This is a genomic window from Streptomyces sp. NPDC015127 (genome assembly GCF_043080095.1).
Lineage (GTDB): Bacteria > Actinomycetota > Actinomycetes > Streptomycetales > Streptomycetaceae > Streptomyces.
The window spans coordinates 1-19,542 of record NZ_JBIBVE010000018.1 but is presented as its reverse complement, the minus strand read 5'-3'; the positions used below and the strand labels follow the sequence as shown (position 1 = coordinate 19,542).

General features: G+C 72.4%; 13 protein-coding genes. 11 read left to right on the top strand and 2 right to left on the bottom strand.

The annotated features are described in order from the left end of the window. The first annotated feature begins 21 nt into the window (after positions 1–21). From ACF08N_RS30290 to ACF08N_RS30280, 3 genes are all read left to right on the top strand, one after another. Positions 22–1,434 carry an NAD(P)/FAD-dependent oxidoreductase gene (locus ACF08N_RS30290; RefSeq protein WP_392327914.1) on the top strand — a complete coding sequence of 471 codons (1,413 nt, stop codon included), beginning with the start codon at positions 22–24 and terminating at the stop codon, positions 1,432–1,434. Between the two features lie 93 nt (positions 1,435–1,527). Then, positions 1,528–1,893, top strand: a complete 366-nt coding sequence (locus tag ACF08N_RS30285; RefSeq protein ID WP_392327913.1) for a hypothetical protein — start codon at positions 1,528–1,530, stop codon at positions 1,891–1,893. A gap of 95 nt (positions 1,894–1,988) precedes the next feature. After that, positions 1,989–3,791, top strand: a complete 1,803-nt coding sequence (locus tag ACF08N_RS30280; protein WP_392327912.1) for a chitinase — start codon at positions 1,989–1,991, stop codon at positions 3,789–3,791. Here the strand turns inward: ACF08N_RS30280 and ACF08N_RS30275 are convergent. Beyond that, positions 3,757–4,560, bottom strand: coding sequence for a phosphatase PAP2 family protein (locus ACF08N_RS30275; protein ID WP_392327911.1), 804 nt, complete (start codon positions 4,558–4,560; stop codon positions 3,757–3,759). The genes ACF08N_RS30280 and ACF08N_RS30275 overlap by 35 nt on opposite strands. 103 nt (positions 4,561–4,663) lie before the next feature. Next, complete coding sequence (gene gabT, locus ACF08N_RS30270) at positions 4,664–5,998, bottom strand: 4-aminobutyrate--2-oxoglutarate transaminase (RefSeq protein WP_392327910.1); 1,335 nt, start codon at positions 5,996–5,998, stop codon at positions 4,664–4,666. A 438-nt stretch (positions 5,999–6,436) separates the two neighbouring features. Between gabT and ACF08N_RS30265 the strand changes: the two genes are divergently transcribed. The 8 genes from ACF08N_RS30265 to ACF08N_RS30230 all read left to right on the top strand — a co-directional run bounded on the left by ACF08N_RS30265 (position 6,437) and on the right by ACF08N_RS30230 (position 19,275). Then, a complete protein-coding gene (locus tag ACF08N_RS30265; protein ID WP_392327909.1) occupies positions 6,437–8,596 on the top strand; it encodes an ATP-binding protein in 2,160 nt (719 codons plus the stop codon). A 183-nt stretch (positions 8,597–8,779) separates the two neighbouring features. Continuing rightward, positions 8,780–10,351: a PucR family transcriptional regulator gene (locus ACF08N_RS30260; RefSeq protein WP_392327908.1), complete on the top strand. Its 1,572-nt coding sequence runs from the start codon at positions 8,780–8,782 to the stop codon at positions 10,349–10,351. A gap of 179 nt (positions 10,352–10,530) precedes the next feature. Continuing rightward, positions 10,531–11,484 carry an EamA family transporter gene (locus tag ACF08N_RS30255; protein ID WP_392327907.1) on the top strand — a complete coding sequence of 318 codons (954 nt, stop codon included), beginning with the start codon at positions 10,531–10,533 and terminating at the stop codon, positions 11,482–11,484. A 144-nt stretch (positions 11,485–11,628) separates the two neighbouring features. Then, positions 11,629–13,074, top strand: coding sequence for an aldehyde dehydrogenase family protein (locus ACF08N_RS30250; protein ID WP_392327906.1), 1,446 nt, complete (start codon positions 11,629–11,631; stop codon positions 13,072–13,074). A 499-nt stretch (positions 13,075–13,573) separates the two neighbouring features. Beyond that, positions 13,574–15,508, top strand: coding sequence for an acyl-CoA dehydrogenase family protein (locus ACF08N_RS30245; RefSeq protein ID WP_392327905.1), 1,935 nt, complete (start codon positions 13,574–13,576; stop codon positions 15,506–15,508). 135 nt (positions 15,509–15,643) lie between these two features. Continuing rightward, positions 15,644–16,444 (top strand): hypothetical protein, encoded by an 801-nt coding sequence (locus ACF08N_RS30240; RefSeq protein WP_392327904.1) that lies wholly within the window; start codon positions 15,644–15,646, stop codon positions 16,442–16,444. 264 nt (positions 16,445–16,708) lie between these two features. Beyond that, positions 16,709–17,980, top strand: a complete 1,272-nt coding sequence (dxr, locus tag ACF08N_RS30235) for a 1-deoxy-D-xylulose-5-phosphate reductoisomerase (protein WP_392327903.1) — start codon at positions 16,709–16,711, stop codon at positions 17,978–17,980. After that, positions 17,977–19,275: a M50 family metallopeptidase gene (locus ACF08N_RS30230; protein WP_392327902.1), complete on the top strand. Its 1,299-nt coding sequence runs from the start codon at positions 17,977–17,979 to the stop codon at positions 19,273–19,275. The genes dxr and ACF08N_RS30230 overlap by 4 nt, the downstream gene beginning before the upstream one ends. Positions 19,276–19,542: the final 267 nt, after the last annotated feature.

Genomic DNA, 19,542 nt, shown 5'->3' with positions numbered 1-19,542 from the left:
GCCCCCTAAGGAGTGGAAACCATGGCCCCGGCCGCCATGACCTTCGCCTCGTCGCTCGCCGACGCCCAGCCCGTCTCCTTCTGGCTGGACGATCCCGGCAGGCCCGGCGCGCTGCCCGCCCTCACCGGTACCGAACGCTGCGACCTGCTGGTCGTCGGCGGCGGGTACAGCGGCCTGTGGACCGCGCTCCTCGCCAAGGAGCGCGATCCCGGGCGGGACGTCGTCCTGATCGAGGGCCGGGAGGCGGGCTGGGCCGCCTCCGGCCGCAACGGCGGCTTCTGCGCCGCCTCCCTCACCCACGGCCTCGGCAACGGGCTCGCGCGCTGGCCGCAGGAGATGACGAAGCTGGAGGAGCTCGGGGCACGGAACCTGGACGCGATCGAGGACGCCGTCGCCCGCTACGGGATCGACTGCGACTTCGAGCGCACCGGCGAGATCGACGTGGCCACCGAGCCGCACCAGCTCGCCGAACTGCACGAGCTGCACGAGGAGGCGACCCGGCTCGGCTTCGACGGACTCCAGCTGCTCGACCGCGACGCCGTACGCGCCGAGGTCGACTCACCGACCTTCCTCGGAGGTCTGTGGGACCGCGACGGTGTCGCCATGCTGCACCCGGCCAAGCTCGCCTGGGGGCTCAAGCGGGCATGCCTCGACCTCGGCGTCCGCATCTACGAGAACACCCGCGGGCTCGAACTCGCCGCATCGGGGCCGGGCATGGCCGTCCGCACCCCGTACGGCCGTGTCCTCGCCCGGCGCGTCGCGCTCGGCACCAATGTGTTCCCGTCGCTGGTCAAGCGCGTGCGCCCGTACACCGTCCCGGTCTACGACTACGCCCTGATGACCGAGCCGCTCAGCGGCGAGCAGCTCGCGTCCGTGGGCTGGAAGCGCCGGCAGGGCCTCGGTGACAGCGCCAACCAGTTCCACTACTTCCGCATCACGGCCGACCACCGCATCCTGTGGGGCGGTTACGACGCGGTCTATCCGTTCGGCGGCCGGCTCAGCGCCGAGATGGACCACCGGCCCGAGACGTACCTGCGGCTCGCCGGGCACTTCTTCCACTGCTTCCCGCAGCTGGAGGGGCTCCGGTTCAGCCACGCCTGGGGCGGCGCCATCGACACGTGCTCGCGGTTCGCCGCGTTCTTCGGCACCGCGCACGGCGGAAAGGTCGCCTACGCCGCCGGGTTCACCGGGCTCGGTGTCGGCGCGACCCGGTTCGGCGCCGATGTGATGCTCGATCTCCTGGGCGGCGAGCGCACCGAGCGCACCGCGCTGAAGATGGTGCGCAGCAAGCCGCTGCCGTTCCCGCCCGAGCCCGTGGCCTGGGCCGGTATCGGGCTCACCAAGTGGTCGCTGGCCAGGGCGGACGCCAACGGCGGCCGGCGCAATGTCTGGCTGCGGACACTGGACCGGCTCGGGCTCGGGTTCGACAGCTGACATTGCCCGACTTCGCGTTCGTGCGACGAAGTCGCGTAACGGATCCGCCCCTTCGCACTCTCTCCGTGTGGAAGCACCGTCTTCGCACTCGGAATGGACGCCACGATGGGTGGCTCGGGGGACACGACCGCGGTGGAGTGGCCGGCAGCGGTGGCGCCGGACCCGGACGCCTGCCGGTGGGAGTGGGAGCGCAATCCGCGCGGGATCACGCTGCGCATGGGCTTCTTCGTGCCGCCGGGCACGGCCGGGCGCTGGCTCGGCACCGGCATCCGTACCGCGGGGCAGGGCACCTGGATCGTCGTGCCCTGTCCGGGCCGCACGGCGGGCGGGGTGCGCTGGCTGATCGTGGCGGACGGCTCGGGAACCCTCAACGACCCCCCGCTGCTGGAGCTCGCCATGCACGAGGCGTCGGCGGGCATCGCGCGTGCCGACAAGGACCAGGGCGGACGGGGCCGTTGAGGGCAGGGGAGCGCCAGAGGTCTTGACAACCGCATTGGTCTGGACCATGTTGTGCGCGCCGCCCCACTCCGAATCCCCCATGCCCGGAGGCAGTTGTGGACCGCACCGCACTCAAGGCTGCCCTCGTGGCAGTCGCGCTCGCCGCATCAGGACTCCTCGCCACGGTCCACCCCGCTTCGGCCGTCGACGCCGAACTCGCCCGCAACGGCGGCTTCGAGGCCGGTCTGACCGGCTGGAGCTGCACCGCCGCGAGTGGTGCGGCGGTCACCTCGCCCACCCACGGCGGTACGTCCGCGCTCAAGGCCACCCCGGCCGGCAACGACAACGCCAGGTGCTCGCAGACCGTCACCGTCAAGCCGAACTCCGCCTATACGCTCAGCGGTTGGGTGCAGGGCAGCTACGTCTACCTCGGCGCGTCCGGCACCGGCACCACCGACGTCTCCACCTGGACCGGATCGGCGCCGAGCTGGCAGAAGCTGACGACCTCGTTCCGCACCGGTGTCTCGACCACCTCGGTGACGATCTACACCCACGGCTGGTACGGCACCCCCGCCTACCACGCCGACGACATCTCGCTCCTCGGCCCCGGCGGCGATCCCGTCACCGCCCCCGCGGCGCCCACCGGCCTGCGCGCGGGAACGTCCGGCTCGTCGTCCGTGCCGCTGACCTGGACCGCGTCGCCGGGCGCCACCGGCTACCACGTCCACCGCGACGGCACCCGGGTCGCCACCGTCACCGGCACCTCTGCCACGGTCACCGGCCTGACCGCGTCCACCACGTACAGCTTCCAGGTCTCCGCGGTCAACGAGGCCGGTGAGTCGCCGAAGTCGGCCGCCGTCAGCGCCACGACGGCCCCGGGCGGTGGCGGCAACGGCGGCGACCTCCCGGCCCACGCCCTCGTCGGCTACCTCCACGCGAGCTTCGCCAATGGCTCCGGCTACACCCGCATGGCCGACGTGCCCGACTCGTGGGACGTCATCAACCTCGCCTTCGGCGAGCCGACATCCGCCACATCCGGCGACATCCGATTCGGCCTCTGCCCCGTGAGCGAATGCCCGAACGTCGAGTCCGCCGCCGAGTTCAAGGACGCCATCAAGGCCAAGCAGGCCGCGGGCAAGAAGGTCCTCATCTCCATCGGCGGCGCCAACGGCCAGGTCCAGCTGTCCACCACCGCCGCGCGCGACGCCTTCGTCACCTCCGTCTCGAAGATCATCGACGAGTACGGACTCGACGGCCTCGACATCGACTTCGAGGGCCACTCGCTGTCGCTGAACACCGGTGACACCGACTTCCGCAGCCCCACCACGCCGGTCGTCGTCAACCTCATCGCGGCGATCAAGACCCTCAAGGCCAAGTACGGCTCCGACTTCGTCCTGACCATGGCCCCCGAGACCTTCTTCGTCCAGCTCGGCTACCAGTACTACGGCTCCGGCCCCTGGGGCGGCCAGGACCCGCGCGCCGGCGCCTACCTGCCCGTCATCCACGCCCTGCGCGACGACCTCACGCTGCTGCACGTCCAGGACTACAACTCGGGCCCGATCATGGGACTCGACAACCAGTACCACTCCATGGGCGGCGCCGACTTCCACATCGCCATGACCGACATGCTGCTCACCGGCTTCCCGGTCGCGGGCGACCGGACCAGGGTCTTCCCCGCGCTGCGCCCCGATCAGGTCGCGATCGGCCTGCCGGCCTCCACCCAGGCGGGCAACGGCCACACGTCCCCGGCCGAGGTCACCAAGGCGCTGAACTGCCTTACGAGGAAGACCGACTGCGGCTCGTACGCCACCCACGGCACCTGGCCCGCGCTGCGCGGCCTGATGACCTGGTCGATCAACTGGGACCGCTTCAGTCAGTGGGAGTTCATGAGGAGCTTCGACGCCTACCGGTGGAGCTGAGCAGCAGGAGCACCGCGCCGAACAGGCACCAGCTGCCCGCCACGTCCAGTGGCCAGTGGTAGCCGCGCAGGACCAGTCCGATGCCCGTCGCCACCGTGAGCACCACGGCGACGGGCATCGCCCATCGCCGGCGCAGATACGGGGTGATCAGCAGCGCGGCACCGCAGTAGGCGACCATCGCGGTCGCGGTGTGCCCCGACGGATACCAGCCCGTGCCCGGCACCAGTGGTCCCGGCCGGGCGATCCACGCCTTGAGCGGGATCACCAGCGCGGGCACCGCCGCCATGGCGAGCGCGGTGGCCAGCACAGGACGCCACCGCCTGCCGCGCCACAGCGTCCACACGAGCGCGGCGGCGAGCACGGGCGCGGCGACGGCCACGCTGCCGAGATCGGCGAGCGGCTGCGTCAGCGCGTCGGGCACGTCACGGAAGACCGCGCGCCCCAGGCGCTCGTCCGCCCTCCGCAGCGGTCCGTGCGCGGCGACCTGCCAGGTGATCAGCGCAAAGAGTGTGCAGCACAGCGCGAACACGGCGGCCCGGGAACGCCGAGAGGCCGGCCGCATCGGAACAGGGGGGGTGGTTCCGGTGCGGCCGGCCGGACCGGTTTGCCGCGCGCCCCGGGGGGTTTGGGGCGGGCGACCATCCGATCGGTGAGGAGTTGCGGAGCGTGAGGCTCCAGCGGTGTGCGCGGTGGCACGACCAGGTCGGGGCTGGGGAGGCTCCGACCCGGCGTCGCCCGCGGTCTCCCGCGAGCTGGGTGTTTCTCTCATCTGCAGAAACCGTACGGCAGAGACCGGGGGGACCGACAGACGGATTCCCATCCCACCATCGGCCCCCCACAGCTTCTTCACAGAGCGGTTCCGTCGTCCCCGGTCAGACGCCTGCGAACGCCTGCTCGATGATGTCCAGGCCCTCGTTCAGGAGGTCCTCGCCGATCACCAGCGGGGGCAGGAAGCGCAGCACGTTGCCGTACGTGCCACAGGTGAGGACGACCAGGCCCTCGGCGTGGCAGGCCTTGGCGAGCGCGCCGGCGGCCTCAGGGTTCGGCTCCTTGGTGGCCGGGTCCTTCACCAGCTCGATGGCGATCATGGCGCCGCGGCCGCGGATGTCGCCGATGATCTCGTACTTCTCCTGCATCGCCGTGAGGCGGCCCTTCATGACCTCCTCGATGCGCTTCGCCTTGCCGTTGAGGTCGAGCTCCTTCATCGTCTCGATGGAGCCCAGCGCACCGGCGCAGGCCACCGGGTTGCCGCCGTAGGTGCCGCCGAGGCCGCCCGCGTGCGGGGCGTCCATGATCTCGGCGCGGCCGGTGACGGCGGCGAGCGGCAGACCGCCCGCGATGCCCTTGGCGGTGGTGATCAGGTCCGGGACGATGCCCTCGTCCTCGCAGGCGAACCACTGGCCGGTGCGGCAGAAGCCGGACTGGATCTCGTCGGCGACGAAGACGATGCCGTTGTCGTTGGCGAACTTCACGATGGCCGGCAGGAAGCCCTTGGCCGGCTCGATGAAGCCGCCCTCGCCGAGGACCGGCTCGATGATGATCGCGGCGACGTTCTCGGCGCCGACCTGCTTGGTGATCTGGTCGATGGCCTGGGCGGCGGCCTCGGGGCCGCAGTTCTCCTCGCCGGTGGGCCAGCGGTAGCCGTAGGCGACCGGGACGCGGTAGACCTCGGGCGCGAACGGGCCGAAGCCGTGCTTGTACGGCATGTTCTTGGCGGTGAGCGCCATCGTCAGGTTGGTCCGGCCGTGGTAGCCGTGGTCGAAGACGACGACGGCCTGGCGCTTGGTGTACGCACGGGCGATCTTGACCGCGTTCTCGACGGCCTCGGCGCCCGAGTTGAACAGCGCGGACTTCTTGGCGTGGTCGCCCGGGGTCAGCTCGGCGAGAGCCTCGCAGACCTCCACGTAGCCCTCGTAGGGGGTGACCATGAAACAGGTGTGGGTGAAGTCCTGCAGCTGGGCGCTCGCCCGGCGCACGACGGCCTCGGCGGAGGCGCCGACCGAGGTCACGGCGATGCCGGAGCCGAAGTCGATCAGTCGGTTGCCGTCGATGTCCTCGATGATCCCGCCGCCCGCACGGGCCGTGAAGACGGGCAGTACGGACCCCACACCGCCGGCGACCGTGGCCGTACGGCGGGCCTGAAGCTCCTGCGACTTCGGGCCGGGGATGGCGGTGACGACGCGGCGCTCCTGCGGGATTGCGGTCATGAGGGGCTCCTGGGGGTGTATCCGGACGCTTCTTGTTCTTTCTCCGCAGGCTAGGTGCGTGGATGGGCTGCGGGCATGCGCCGTTCGGGAGTGTTGGGGGTGTGTCGTTGTCCTCGGCGGCCATACGCGCGTGAGCGCGCGGCTGATCGCGGCTGGTCAGGGGCCGAGCCGCCGGGGCGGGCCGCCTCCCGGCGGGCGGGGCGGTGGTGCGGCCGCTCGGACCACGGGCGGGCCCGGGGTGTGCGGCCGGGTCCGTGGTGCGGCCCTGCGGGCCCACGGGCGCGAGGCGATGGGGCGGGCCGCCATGCCGGGCCACGGTCACCGCCCCCGGAAGGCTCCCGCGGCCACCACACCGGTGCGAGTCGCTGAACTCCCCGCGCAGGGGCACTAGATTGACCGTGCACAGAGCGGGCCTGGCTGGTCAGGGGGCAGCGGTTCATGGAATCCGAAGGCACATTCGACGCACGCGGCACACGCGCCAATCCCGTGCCCCGTCCGGCCGGACCGCCGTCCGAGGGCCCGGCCACGTCGGACCGGCCCGCCCCCGGCGCCCCGTCGCAGTCCGTCCCGTCGCTGCCGCCGGGGACGCCCGCCCTGCCGGGCCACGCCCCCACCACCCGCCCTGCCGTACTGGAGTGGCTGCGCACCCCGCGGCCCCCGGCGGAGCCCGGGGTCTGGCGGCTCGGGCACCGCCCGCGCCCCGAGGAGGAGCCCGAACTCGTCCCCGCGAGGCGGCTGTTCTCCGGCGCCGTCATCTCGCTGCTCAGCGGCTGGCTGCTGTGGTCCCTGCTGTGGAACGGCTACCTCGGCCGCTACTGGCTGTGGCCCCTCCTCGTGCTCACCCCCGACTCCTGGCGCGCCGACGCCACCACCTGGGCCAACGCCAGCTACGTGTACTACGCCGTGGTCGGCGGCGGCATGCTGGTGTTCTTCGCCCGCATCGGCCATGTGCCCGAGATCTGGCAGCGCTACGTCGTCCGCCGCAAGAGGCCCGTCCGCCCCGCCCCGCCCGCGCCCGGCGCCGACCCCGCCGACTGGCCCGAGCTGCGCGGCGCCGGGCTCCCCGACGCCGCCGCACGCCTCGGCGAGGCCGCACGCTCGGGGACGCTCGGCGACGTCGACTACGCCCGCATCCGGCGCGCCTGGCAGGGCGTCCACGCCCGGCCCGAGCGCCTCGCCGCCTTCGCCGACACGGTGCGCAGGCACGGACCCGCCGCCTGCGCCCACCCCTCGGGCCTGCGCGACCTGCCCGTACGCACCGCCACCCACGACCTGGTCACCGGCCAGGTCAGGATCGGCACCGTCGTCGACGACGCCCGCAACCCCTACGCCCGGCGCACCACCGGCGTGGCCCTGGAGCCCGCGCTGCTGGGGACCTCGCTGCTCGCGGTCGGCCCCTCGGGGTCCGGCAAGAGCGTGCGGCTCGTCCGGCCCGTCGTGGAGTCGCTGTGCCTGCTCGCCCTCGCCAACCGGGCCGCCGTCGTCGCCGTCACCGCCCACGGCACCGCCGTCGCCCCGGACGGCGACTTCGACCTGGTCGTGTCCGTCGGTCGGGCCGGATCCACGCACGACCTCGACCTGTACGGCGGCGCCGAGGACCCCGACGAGGCCGCCCGCATGCTCGCCGAGGCGCTCGTCGGCGACCTCGCAGCCGGTCTGCCCGGCGGCGACAGCCGCCGCGCCGCCACGGCGCTCGCCCAGCTCATCGGCCCCTACCGGTGTGTCCACGGCCACTTCCCGGCCGTCCCCGAGCTGCGCGAACTCCTCGGCGGCGCGCCCGCGGCGCTGGACGGCCTGCGCGCGGCGCTGGAGGCCGCGGGCGAGGCCTCACAGCTGCGCGAACTCGACGCGCGCGCACGGCAGTCGGCGCGCGGCGACGACATCGGCGTCCTGCTGGCCGAGCGGATCGCGTTCCTGGACCGGCCCGCCTTCGCGGACTTCTTCCGCACCGACGGCGACGGCCGGCAGTTCTCGCTGCGCTCCATCGAGCACCCGCTGCGGGTCCGTATCGACCTTCCGGAGCGCGGTCACGCCGAGGCGTCCCGGATCATCGCGCGGCTCGTGCTGGCCCAGTTCACCGAGGCCGCGCTGACCCGCGCCGACCGTTCGCTGTTCGCCTGCCTGGTCCTCGACGACGCCTCGTACACGGTCACGGGCGACTCGGTGCGCGCGGTGCAGCGGCTGCGGAGCGCCAACGCGGGCGTCGTGTTCGCGCTGCGGACGCTGGAGGACGTGCCGGAGCCGCTGCGGGGCCCGCTGCTCGGCGCGGTGGGCTGCCGCATGGCGTTCGCCGGGCTCGCTCCCTGGGACGGCGGGCATTTCGCCGAGACCTGGGGCACCGAGTGGGTCCAGACCCGGGACGTCACCAACCGGCAGATCGTCACGGACGAACCGTTCACCAAGGCGCTGCACATGATGCGCCGTCTGGCCACCGGCAAGGCGGCGACGGCGGAGGCGGTCACCGTGCGCGAGGTCGAACGGGCCCGCTGGTCGGCGTCCGACCTCGCGCACGCGCTGCCCGCCGGGCACGCGGTACTGTCGCTGACCAGCGTCGGGGGAGAGCACGCGCCGCCCCTCCTGGTCGATCTGCGGACCTGAGCCGGTCGGTCTGCGGGGCCGGGGCCTGGTCGGTCCCGGCACCGTGGCCGGTCTGCGGGCCGGGGCCGGTCGATCTGCGGCCTGAGCGGATTCTCGGACTGCTACGCCCTGGCAGAATCGAGGTAGGCCGTTCATACGGGACGGCGAAAACCATGCACCTCTGCTCGAAGGGCCCCAGGTCCCATGCCGCCCACCCTCGCCTCGCTCGTCCAGCACTCGGCGCTCAAGCTCACCGTGCGCGCCGGTGAGGACCGCCTCGAGACGCCCGTGCGCTGGGCCCACGTCAGCGAGCTCGCCGACCCCGTGCCGTACCTGGAGGGCGGCGAGCTGCTGCTCGTCACCGCCATGACCCTGGACGCCGAGGACCACGAGGCGATGCGGCGCTACGTGCGCAGGCTCGTAGCGGCGGGCGTGGTCGGCCTCGGCTTCGCGGTCGGCGTCAACTACGAGGACGTGCCCGACGCGCTGGTCGAAGCGGCGAAGGAGGCGCGGCTGCCGCTGCTCGCCGTGCCGCGCCGCACACCGTTCATCGCCATCTCCAAGGCCGTCTCCGCCGCGATCGCCGCCGACCAGTACCGGGCCGTGACCGCCGGTTTCGAGGCGCAGCGCGAGATGACCCGCGCGGCGCTCGCCGAGGGCCCGGCCGCGGTGGTGGCCCGGCTCGCCGCGCACGTCGACGGCTGGGCCGCCCTGTACGACGCGTCCGGCGCGGTCGTGGCCGCCGCCCCCGAATGGGCGGCCCGCCGCGCCTCCCGCTTCACGGGCGACGTGGAACGGCTGCGGGAGCGGCCCGCGCCCGCGAGCGCGGTCGTCGGCGGCGCGGAGGACGACGACCGGGTCGAGCTGCAGTCCCTCGGCTCCGGCCGCCGGGTGCGCGGCGCGCTCGCCGTCGGCACCGGGGCGCCCCTCGGGACGGCCGAGCGCTACGCGGTCCATTCGGCCGTCGCCCTGCTCACGCTCGCCACGGAACGGTCCCGCCCGCTCCAGGCCGCGGAACAGCGCCTCGGCGCAGCCGTGCTGCGCATGCTGCTGTCCGGTCAGCCGGACCACGCGCGGGCGGTGGCGGGCGATCTGTACGGCGGGCTGTTCGACGCGCCCTTCCGGATCCTGATCGCGGAGCTGTCCGGCGAATCGGACGGCGACACGGGGGGCGACCCGCTCGCCGCGTTCGCCGAATCGCTGGAGTCGGCGGCGGCCAGGGCCGGCGAGGCGGTACTGGTCGTCCCGGAGAGCGACAGCCGCCTGGTGGTGCTGGCCGCGGACGGCGGCGCGGTGGTCGCGTCCTGCACGGCGGCGTACGCGGACAAGCAGGCGGAGGACGCGGAGACCGTCGTCGGACTCTCGGCGCCGACGGGGCCGATAGCGGCCGCGGGGGCGTACAAGCAGGCCGAGCAGGCGCTGTCCGTGGCCCGGCGGCGCGGCCGCGCGCTGGTCGAGCACGAGGAACTGGCGGCGGGCTCGATCCTGCCGCTGCTGGCGGACGACGCCGTGCGCGCCTTCGCCGACGGGATGCTGCGCGCCCTCCACGAACACGACGCCACCGGCCGCGGCGACCTCGTCGCGTCGCTGCGCGCGTGGCTGTCCCGCCACGGCCAGTGGGACGCGGCGGCGGCGGACCTCGGCGTGCACCGCCACACGCTGCGCTACCGGATGCGCCGCGTCGAGGAGATCCTGGGCCGTTCCCTGGACGACCCGGACGTCCGGATGGAGCTGTGGCTCTCCCTGAAGACCACCTCCACACCGCCGGCGACCTGACCGCCGGCCGAACCCCTCACTGCGGAAAACCGTGCCCTCCACCCCTGATTTCCTGCCTTCCTGCCCGATCTCGGGCAAAATCTTTGCAGTTCGGGCGGTGACTTCCTATCTTCCTGGCGTGGGATGACGTGCCCCGGCCAATCGGCCGGGGCCGCGTCCGGAAGAGACGAGGAGTACCGATGACCGCACGCGTGACCGGCAAGGACGTGACCGTCGACGGCGCCGTGCCCGGCGTGTCCCAAGGGCGGCGGATCAGCGGTGCCGTCTGGGCCGCCCTCGGCATCGTGTACGTCGTCTGGGGGTCCACCTACCTCGGCATCCGCGTCGCCGTCGAGACCATGCCGCCCTTCCTGTCGGCCGCCGCCCGGTTCGTCGTCGCCGGCGTCGTCCTCGGTGCGCTCGTCGCCTGGCGGTACGGTCCCTCGGCGCTCAAGGTCACCCGGGCCCAGCTCGGCTCGGCCGCTCTCATCGGCCTGCTGCTCCTCCTCGGCGGAAACGGCCTCGTCGTCCTCGCCGAGACCTCCGTCCCCTCCGGCCTCACCGCCCTGCTGATCGCCGTCGTCCCCGCCTGGGTGGTCGTCCTGCGCAGGTCCTTCGGTGAACGCCCCGGCCCCGGGGCCTACCTCGGCGTCCTGCTGGGTCTCGCCGGACTCGCCGTTCTGACCCTGCCCGGTCTCAGCGGCGACGTGCGGATCGGCGGCGTGCTCACCGTGATCGTGGCGACCGTCCTCTGGGCGGTGGGCTCCTTCTCCTCCTCGCGCGTCCCGATGCCGGCCAACCCGTTCGCGGCCAGCGCGTACGAGATGGTCGCGGGCGGCCTCGGCTGCGCCGCCGTCGCCCTCTCCCGCGGCGAGCAGCACGGGTTCCGCATCGAGGACGTGTCCGCCCGGTCCTGGACCGCCCTCGCCTACCTCGTCGTCTTCGGCTCGCTGCTCGCGTTCACCGCGTACGCCTGGCTGCTGCACTCCGCCCCGCTGTCCCTCGTCGCGACGTACGCCTACGTGAACCCGGTCGTCGCCGTGCTGCTCGGCGCGCTCGTCCTCGACGAGCGGTTGTCCTGGCCGATCGCCGTGGGCGGCGCGGTCGTCGTCGCGGGCGTCTGCCTCATCGTCAGCACAGAAAGGCGCCGCTGACCGGCCCGCCCACCACGCCGTCTCGCCAAAGCGTCGCAGACCGCCCGGCGACCACTACATGCCGGACAAACACATCCGCGGGCGGCCGGTCCTACGGTGGGCACAGACCAACCCCATCTACCTCGGAAGGGCCGGGACCCGCACATGACTTCCACCCACGCCTTCTGGCTCGCCGGCCGCCAGGCCACCGGCGAGGCAGCCTTCGACGTCACCTCCCCGTGGGACGGCCGGGTCGTCGGCCGGGTCTCCGTGCCCACCGAGGCGCAGGTCGAGGAGGCCGTCGCCGCGGCGCACGCCGTGATCGACGAGTTCGCCGCGACCCCGGCCCACGTACGCGCCGCCGCCCTGGACCACGTCTCGAAGCGCCTCGTCGAGCGCACCGAGGAGATCGCCCAGCTGATCTCCGCCGAGAACGGCAAGCCGATCAAGTGGGCGCGCGGCGAGGTCGGCCGTGCCGTCTCCGTCTTCCGCTTCGCCGCCGAGGAGGCCCGCCGGTTCAACGGCGGCGACGCCCAGCGCCTGGACACCGACGCCGGCGGCCAGGGCCGCCTCGCGCTGACCCGCCGCTTCCCCAAGGGCGTCGTCCTCGGCATCGCGCCGTTCAACTTCCCGCTCAACCTGTGCGCGCACAAGATCGCCCCGGCGATCGCGGTCGGCGCCCCGATCATCCTCAAGCCCGCCCCGGCGACGCCGCTGTCCGGGCTGATCCTCGGTGAGCTGCTCGCCGAGACCGACCTGCCCGCCGGCTCCTGGTCCGTGCTGACCGTCCCGAACGAGCAGATGCCCGCCCTCGTGAAGGACGAGCGCCTGCCGGTCATCTCCTTCACGGGCTCCGACAAGGTCGGTTACGCGATCATGGACTCGGTCCCGCGCAAGCACTGCACCCTGGAGCTGGGCGGCAACGGCGCGGCGGTCGTCCTCGCCGACTTCGCGAGCGAGCAGGACCTGGACTGGGCGGCGACGCGCATCGCCACGTTCTCCAACTACCAGGGCGGCCAGTCCTGCATCTCCGTGCAGCGCGTGATCGCCGACGCGTCCGTCTACGACCGGCTGCTGCCGAAGATCGTCGCGGCCGTCGAGGCGCAGGTCACCGGCGACCCGTCCGACTCCGCGACCGACGTCGGCCCGCTCGTCAGCGAGGACGCCGCCCAGCGCGTGGAGTCCTGGGTCGACGAGGCCGTCCAGGGCGGCGCGAAGCTGCTCACCGGCGGCAAGCGCGACGGCGCCACCTACGCGCCCACCGTCCTCACCGACGTCCCCGCCGATGTCACGCTCGCCTGCGAGGAGGTCTTCGGCCCGGTCCTGACCGTGACGAAGGTCGACGGCGAGGACGAGGCGTTCGCGGCCGTCAACGACTCCAAGTACGGCCTCCAGGCAGGCGTGTTCACGCACGACCTGCAGACCGCCTTCCGCGCGCATCGCGCCCTGGAGGTCGGCGGCGTGATCGTCGGCGACGTCCCGTCCTACCGCGCCGACCAGATGCCGTACGGCGGCGCGAAGCAGTCCGGCGTCGGCCGCGAGGGCGTGGCCTTCGCGATGGACGACTACACGTACGAGCGAGTGCTGGTCCTCACGGGCCTGGCCCTCTAGTACGTCACCTGAACCGACGGCCGGAGCCCACTGTGCGGGGGCTCCGGCCGTTGTCCTTTTTTCGCCGATCTGGGCTCGGTTTGCCTCCGGGGTGCTTTCAGCGTGTGTCGACGGTCGATCGTGCTCGACTGCTCTCCCCCAGCTACCGCTGGGAGGTGCCCCCACTCGCAGCCTCCGCGCGTTCTCCCTTTCGACACCCGCGCCCCTTCGGCTCACTCGCCCCGGCGAGGCTCCCCGGACTGCGTACCGGGTTCCAGTACACGCGACAGCCGGGCCCGGGCCGGGTCCCCGCCTGCGGCACCGGCCCGGTGACTCCCTCGCGGGCCGAGCGCGCCGCGGGCCTGTATAAGCGCCAAGGGTGGTCCGCCCGGTGCGCGAGGGCTGGTGAGAGTCGGCCGGATCGGGTAGAGACTCACAAGTAGCACCGACCGGTAGTTCCCCACGGATTCGAATGATTCCACCACGGACTCCACCACACCGCGGCGAGGTGACTCCCTTCATGTCCGCACCGACCAAGCCCAAAGTCTCCGAGCGTGAAGCCCGCCAGGTCGCCGAGGCGGCGCGCGAGCAGGACTGGCGGAAGCCCAGCTTCGCCAAGGAGCTGTTCCTCGGCCGCTTCCGGCTGGACCTCATCCACCCCCATCCCCTGCCGTCCACGGACGACGCGGAGCGCGGCGAGGAATTCCTCGCCAAGCTCCGCGACTTCTGCGAGACGAAGGTCGACGGCGCGCAGATCGAGCGCGACGCGAGGATCCCCGACGCGGTGATCGACGGCCTCAAGGAGCTCGGCGCCCTCGGGATGAAGATCGACACCAAGTACGGCGGCCTCGGACTCACTCAGGTGTACTACAACAAGGCCCTGGCCCTGGCAGGCTCGGCGAACCCGGCGATCGGCGCGCTGCTCTCCGCCCATCAGTCGATCGGCGTACCGCAGCCGCTGAAACTGTTCGGCACCCAGGAGCAGAAGGACACCTTCCTGCCGCGTCTGGCCCGCACCGACATCTCCGCGTTCCTGCTCACCGAGCCGGACGTCGGATCCGACCCGGCGCGCCTGGCCACCACGGCCGTCCCCGACGGGGACGACTACATCCTCGACGGGGTCAAGCTCTGGACGACGAACGGCGTCGTCGCAGACCTCCTCGTCGTCATGGCACGCGTCCCGAAGAGCGAGGGGCACAAGGGCGGCATCACCGCCTTCGTCGTCGAGGCGAGCTCCCCCGGCATCACGGTCGAGAACCGCAACGCCTTCATGGGCCTGCGCGGCCTCGAGAACGGCGTCACCCGCTTCCACCAGGTCCGCGTCCCCGCGGCGAACCGCATCGGCCCCGAGGGCTCCGGCCTCAAGATCGCCCTGACCACCCTCAACACCGGCCGGCTCTCCCTGCCCGCCATGTGCGCGGGCGCCGGCAAGTGGTGCCTGAAGATCGCCCGAGAGTGGTCCTCCGTCCGTGAGCAGTGGGGCAAGCCGGTCGCCCGCCACGAGGCCGTCGGCGCGAAGATCTCCTTCATCGCCGCCACCACCTTCGCCCTCGAAGCCGTCCTCGACCTGTCCAGCCAGATGGCGGACGAGAACCGCAACGACATCCGCATCGAGGCCGCCCTCGCCAAGCTGTACGGCTCCGAGATGGCCTGGCTCATGGCGGACGAGCTGGTCCAGATCCGCGGCGGCCGCGGTTTCGAGACCGCCGACTCCCTCGCCGCCCGCGGCGAACGGGCCGTCCCCGCCGAGCAGTTGCTGCGCGACCTGCGCATCAACCGCATCTTCGAGGGATCGACGGAGATCATGCACCTGCTGATCGCCCGCGAGGCGGTCGACGCCCACCTCGCGGTCGCCGGCGACATCATCGATCCCGAGGCATCGCTCGGGGACAAGGCGAAGGCAGGCGTCCAGGCAGGCGCCTTCTATGCCCGCTGGCTGCCGAAGCTCGTCGCCGGACCGGGCCAGCTGCCGCGTTCGTACAGCGAGTTCCACCCCCGCGGGCACGCGGACCTGTCGGCCCATCTGCGCTATGTCGAACGGGCCGCGCGCAAGCTCGCCCGGTCCACGTTCTACGCCATGTCCCGGTGGCAGGGCCGGATGGAGACCAAGCAGGGCTTCCTCGGCCGCATCGTCGACATCGGCGCCGAACTGTTCGCGATGAGCGCCGCCTGTGTGCGGGCCGAGCTGCTGCGGACCACCGGGGAGCACGGCCGTGAGGCCTACCAGCTCGCCGACGCCTTCTGCCGGCAGTCCCGCATCCGCGTCGAGGAGCTCTTCGGCCGGCTCTGGAACAACACCGACGACCTGGACCGCGCGGTGGTCAAGGGCGTCCTGGCCGGCACGTACACCTGGCTGGAGGAGGGCGTGATCGACCCGAGCGGCGACGGCCCCTGGATCGCCGACGCCACGCCCGGCCCCTCCCAGCGGGAGAACGTGCACCGGCCGATCCGCTGAGCGGCACCGGGGTGCGGCCGGACGTCCCGGCGGCACCCCGGTACCGTCGGCACCGGGCGCGAGGAGGTGGCGCGCGACGGCCCCGGGACCCCACAATCGACCGTCGGTCACGGTCAACAGGGGAACGGGGCAGGGATGTTCGGGGCGGCAGCACACGTCGACAGCGGTAACCGGCACACTCGCAGGCTGCCGCGCGTCCGCGGCCTCGCGCTGGCCGCACTCATGGCCACCACGGCCGCGTGCGGCAGCGGCGGGGGCGACGGCGGTACGGGCAGCGAGGACAAGAACGGTGCCGACCGGTCCGCGTCCCCGTCCGGCTCCGCCCCGGCGTCCGGCACCGGTGCGCTCACCGAGGCCGCCCTGAAGGCCGTCGCCTTCACGGACGGCGAGCGGATCGGCCCCTACACAGCGAACGAGACCGACGGCGCTCCCCTCGGCGAGAACTACACCGCCGAACCGGCCCGCTGTCAGCCCCTGGTCAGCCTCGCCGCGGGTGCGACGGCGCACGACCCGGCCGCCGAGGTCCACCGCGAGGCCGGCATCGCCGACGAGGTGGCCGGCATCGGCGTCCTCGTGCAACTGCGCTCCTACGCGGGGGACGGGGCCGCCGCCGTCATGAAGGACCTCGCCGCGGCGGGCGACGCCTGCGCCGGCGGCTACACGGAGGTGCGGACCATCGCGCGGGCCAAGGTGCTGAAGGTCGAGCCCGCCGAAGCACCCGCCATCGGCGACGAGGCCGTGGCGTTCCGCTTCACCGTCCTCGACGTGAAGGGCGAGCTGAAGCTCTACGAGTACCTGACCGTCGTCCGCTCCGGCACCACCACGCTCTCCTTCCGCGCCGACTTCCTCGGCACGAAGGACATCGGGGCGGTGCCCCGGGAGATCATCGACGCCCAGTGGAAGAAGTTCTCCTCGGCCCGGGGGACCGGCACCTAGGGGCTGTCCGGCGGATCTTGGCCGGGGCCACGACGCTCCCCCAGGGCTTCGCCTGGGGGCACCCCCAGGCGACGGCACCTCGCTGCGTTGCCGAAATGCCCGAATAGCTCCGCTATCAGGGCACTCCGGCGCCTTGCGATGTACCGCACCAGACGCCGCGTCCTATCCGACCCTGATCCGCCGGACAGCCCCTAGCCGCACCGGGTGGGGGACGCACGGGGACACCCTGTCGGGGCGCACCGTCCGAACGGCCACAATGGAGGGATGAGCGACAGCCCATCACCCCTCGCCGACCCGCATCTGACCTTCGACGCCTCCGAAGGACGCCGGGACATCGTCGTCCTCGGCTCGACCGGGTCCATCGGCACGCAGGCCATCGACCTGGTCCTGCGCAACCCCGACCGCTTCCGCGTCACCGCGCTGTCCGCCGCCGGCGGACGGGTCGGCCTGCTCGCCGAGCAGGCGCACCGGCTGCGCGTCGAGACCGTCGCCGTGGCCCGCGAGGACGTCGTTCCCGCGCTGCGCGAGGCGCTGGCGGCCCAGTACGGCACGGAGCCCCTGCCCACGATCCTGGCCGGACCCGACGCGGCCACCGAAGTCGCCGCATCGCCCTGCCACACGGTGCTCAACGGCATCACCGGCTCCATCGGCCTCGCGCCCACCCTCGCCGCGCTGGAGGCCGGCCGCACGCTCGCGCTGGCCAACAAGGAATCGCTCATCGTCGGCGGGCCCCTGGTCAAGGCGGTCGCCAAGCCCGGCCAGATCATCCCGGTCGACTCCGAGCACGCCGCGCTGTTCCAGGCACTGGCCTGCGGCACCCGAGCCGATGTGCGCAAGCTCGTGGTCACGGCGTCCGGCGGCCCCTTCCGGGGCCGTACCAAGGCGGAGCTGGCGGACGTCCGGCCCGAGGACGCCCTCGCGCACCCCACCTGGGCCATGGGCCCGGTGATCACCGTCAACAGCGCGACCCTCGTCAACAAGGGCCTCGAGGTCATCGAGGCGCACCTGCTGTACGACATCCCGTTCGACCGCATCGAGGTCGTCGTCCACCCCCAGTCGTACGTCCACTCGATGGTGGAGTTCACCGACGGCTCGACGCTCGCCCAGGCCACCCCGCCCGACATGCGCGGCCCGATCGCGATCGGCCTCGGCTGGCCCGAGCGGGTCCCGGACGCGGCCCCCGCGTTCGACTGGTCCACGGCGTCGACCTGGGAGTTCTTCCCCCTGGACAACGAGGCGTTCCCGTCCGTGGGACTCGCCCGGCACGTGGGGGAGCTGGGCGGCACGGCCCCGGCGGTGTTCAATGCGGCGAACGAGGAGTGCGTCGAGGCGTTCCTCGCCGGACGGCTGCCGTTCAACGCCATCATGGATACGGTCACCCAAGTGGTCGCCGAGCACGGGACCCCCGACCCGGGAACCTCGCTCACGGTGGCGGACGTCCTCGAAGCGGACGCCTGGGCCCGGGCCAGGGCCCGTGAGACGGCGGCGACCTGCACACACAGCGGCGAAGAACGGCCTGCGGAGGCTCGCGCATGACGATGGTGTTGACGGTTCTCGGCATAGTGCTGTTCGGCGTGGGGCTGCTCTTCTCCATCGCCTGGCACGAGCTGGGCCATCTGTCGACGGCGAAGCTGTTCGGCATCCGGGTGCCGCAGTACATGGTCGGTTTCGGACCGACCCTGTTCTCGCGGCACAAGGGCGAGACGGAGTACGGCATCAAGGCCATCCCGATGGGCGGCTACATCCGCATGATCGGGATGTTCCCGCCCGGCGACGACGGCCGGATCGAGGCCCGCTCGACCTCGCCCTGGCGCGGGATGATCGAGGACGCCCGCTCCGCCGCGTACGAGGAGCTGCAGCCCGGCGACGAGACGCGGCTGTTCTACACGCGCAAGCCGTGGAAGCGCGTCATCGTGATGTTCGCGGGGCCGTTCATGAACCTCGTGCTCGCGGTGGCGATCTTCGTCGGCGTGATGATGACCTTCGGGACGCCGACGCAGACCACCGAGGTGGCGGGGGTCCAGCAGTGCGTCATCGAGCAGAGCGAGAAGCGCGACACGTGCGCCAAGGGCGACCCCGAGTCGCCCGCCGCCCTCGCCGGCCTCAAGGAGGGCGACAAGATCGTCGCCTTCGACGGGGAGCGCATCGACGACTGGCCCACCCTCTCCGAGCGCATCCGCGAGACGATCGGCCCGGCGTCCATCACCGTCGAGCGCGCCGGCAAGGAGCAGGTCCTCCAGGCGACGCTCATCGAGAACATGGTGGTCAAGAAGGACGAGGACGGCGAGGTCGTCTCCGGCTACGAACCGGCCGGCTACCTCGGCTTCGCCGCCAGGACCGAGATCCTGCCCCTGTCGTTCGGCGATTCCGTCGACCGCATGGGCGGCATGATCGAGAACGGCGCCGAGTCGATCATCGCCCTCCCCTCCAAGGTCCCCGACCTGTGGGACGCGGCCTTCGGCGACGGCGAGCGCAAGGACGACTCCCCGGTCGGCGTCGTCGGCGCGGCCCGGCTCAGCGGCGAGGTGCTCAACCTCGACATGCCGACGACCAACATCGTCGCCACGTTCCTGATGCTGCTCGCCGGCTTCAACCTGTCGCTGTTCCTCTTCAACATGCTGCCGCTGCTGCCGCTGGACGGCGGGCACATCGCGGGCGCCCTGTGGGAGTCCGTGCGGCGGGGGATCGCCAAGCTGTTCCGGCGCCCGGACCCGGGCCCGTTCGACGTGGCGAAGCTGATGCCCGTCGCCTATGTGGTGGCCGGGATCTTCATCTGCTTCACCCTGCTCGTGCTGGTCGCGGACATCGTCAACCCGGTGAAGATCAGCTGACTGACGGATCAGGGATCATCCTCGAGGCGGCCGGACACCTTCGTGTCCGGCCGTCCCCTTTGGGTGGACTTCCGGTGGCGGATGTGCCCGGCCGAACGCCAGTGCCGTAATCTCGGGTGCTGGAGCCCGCCGATCTCGGGACCTCGATCCATACCTTGGGGTTGCACAGCAGATGACTGCAATTTCTCTCGGAATTCCGTCCGTTCCGACGAAGCTCGCCGACCGGAGGGTCAGCCGGAAGATCCAGGTGGGCTCCGTCGCGGTCGG

Bases quoted from the DNA above. Each gene is read 5' to 3' on its own strand.
- ACF08N_RS30230 (WP_392327902.1), top strand. From the start codon at position 17,977: ATGACGATGGTGTTGACGGTTCTCGGCATAGTGCTGTTCGGCGTGGGG.
- ACF08N_RS30255 (WP_392327907.1), top strand. From the start codon at position 10,531: ATGACCGCACGCGTGACCGGCAAGGACGTGACCGTCGACGGCGCCGTG.
- ACF08N_RS30240 (WP_392327904.1), top strand. From the start codon at position 15,644: ATGTTCGGGGCGGCAGCACACGTCGACAGCGGTAACCGGCACACTCGC.
- gabT (WP_392327910.1), bottom strand. From the start codon at position 5,998: ATGACCGCAATCCCGCAGGAGCGCCGCGTCGTCACCGCCATCCCCGGC.
- ACF08N_RS30265 (WP_392327909.1), top strand. From the start codon at position 6,437: ATGGAATCCGAAGGCACATTCGACGCACGCGGCACACGCGCCAATCCC.
- ACF08N_RS30260 (WP_392327908.1), top strand. From the start codon at position 8,780: ATGCCGCCCACCCTCGCCTCGCTCGTCCAGCACTCGGCGCTCAAGCTC.
- ACF08N_RS30245 (WP_392327905.1), top strand. From the start codon at position 13,574: ATGTCCGCACCGACCAAGCCCAAAGTCTCCGAGCGTGAAGCCCGCCAG.
- ACF08N_RS30275 (WP_392327911.1), bottom strand. From the start codon at position 4,560: ATGAGAGAAACACCCAGCTCGCGGGAGACCGCGGGCGACGCCGGGTCG.
- ACF08N_RS30250 (WP_392327906.1), top strand. From the start codon at position 11,629: ATGACTTCCACCCACGCCTTCTGGCTCGCCGGCCGCCAGGCCACCGGC.
- ACF08N_RS30290 (WP_392327914.1), top strand. From the start codon at position 22: ATGGCCCCGGCCGCCATGACCTTCGCCTCGTCGCTCGCCGACGCCCAG.
- dxr (WP_392327903.1), top strand. From the start codon at position 16,709: ATGAGCGACAGCCCATCACCCCTCGCCGACCCGCATCTGACCTTCGAC.
- ACF08N_RS30285 (WP_392327913.1), top strand. From the start codon at position 1,528: ATGGACGCCACGATGGGTGGCTCGGGGGACACGACCGCGGTGGAGTGG.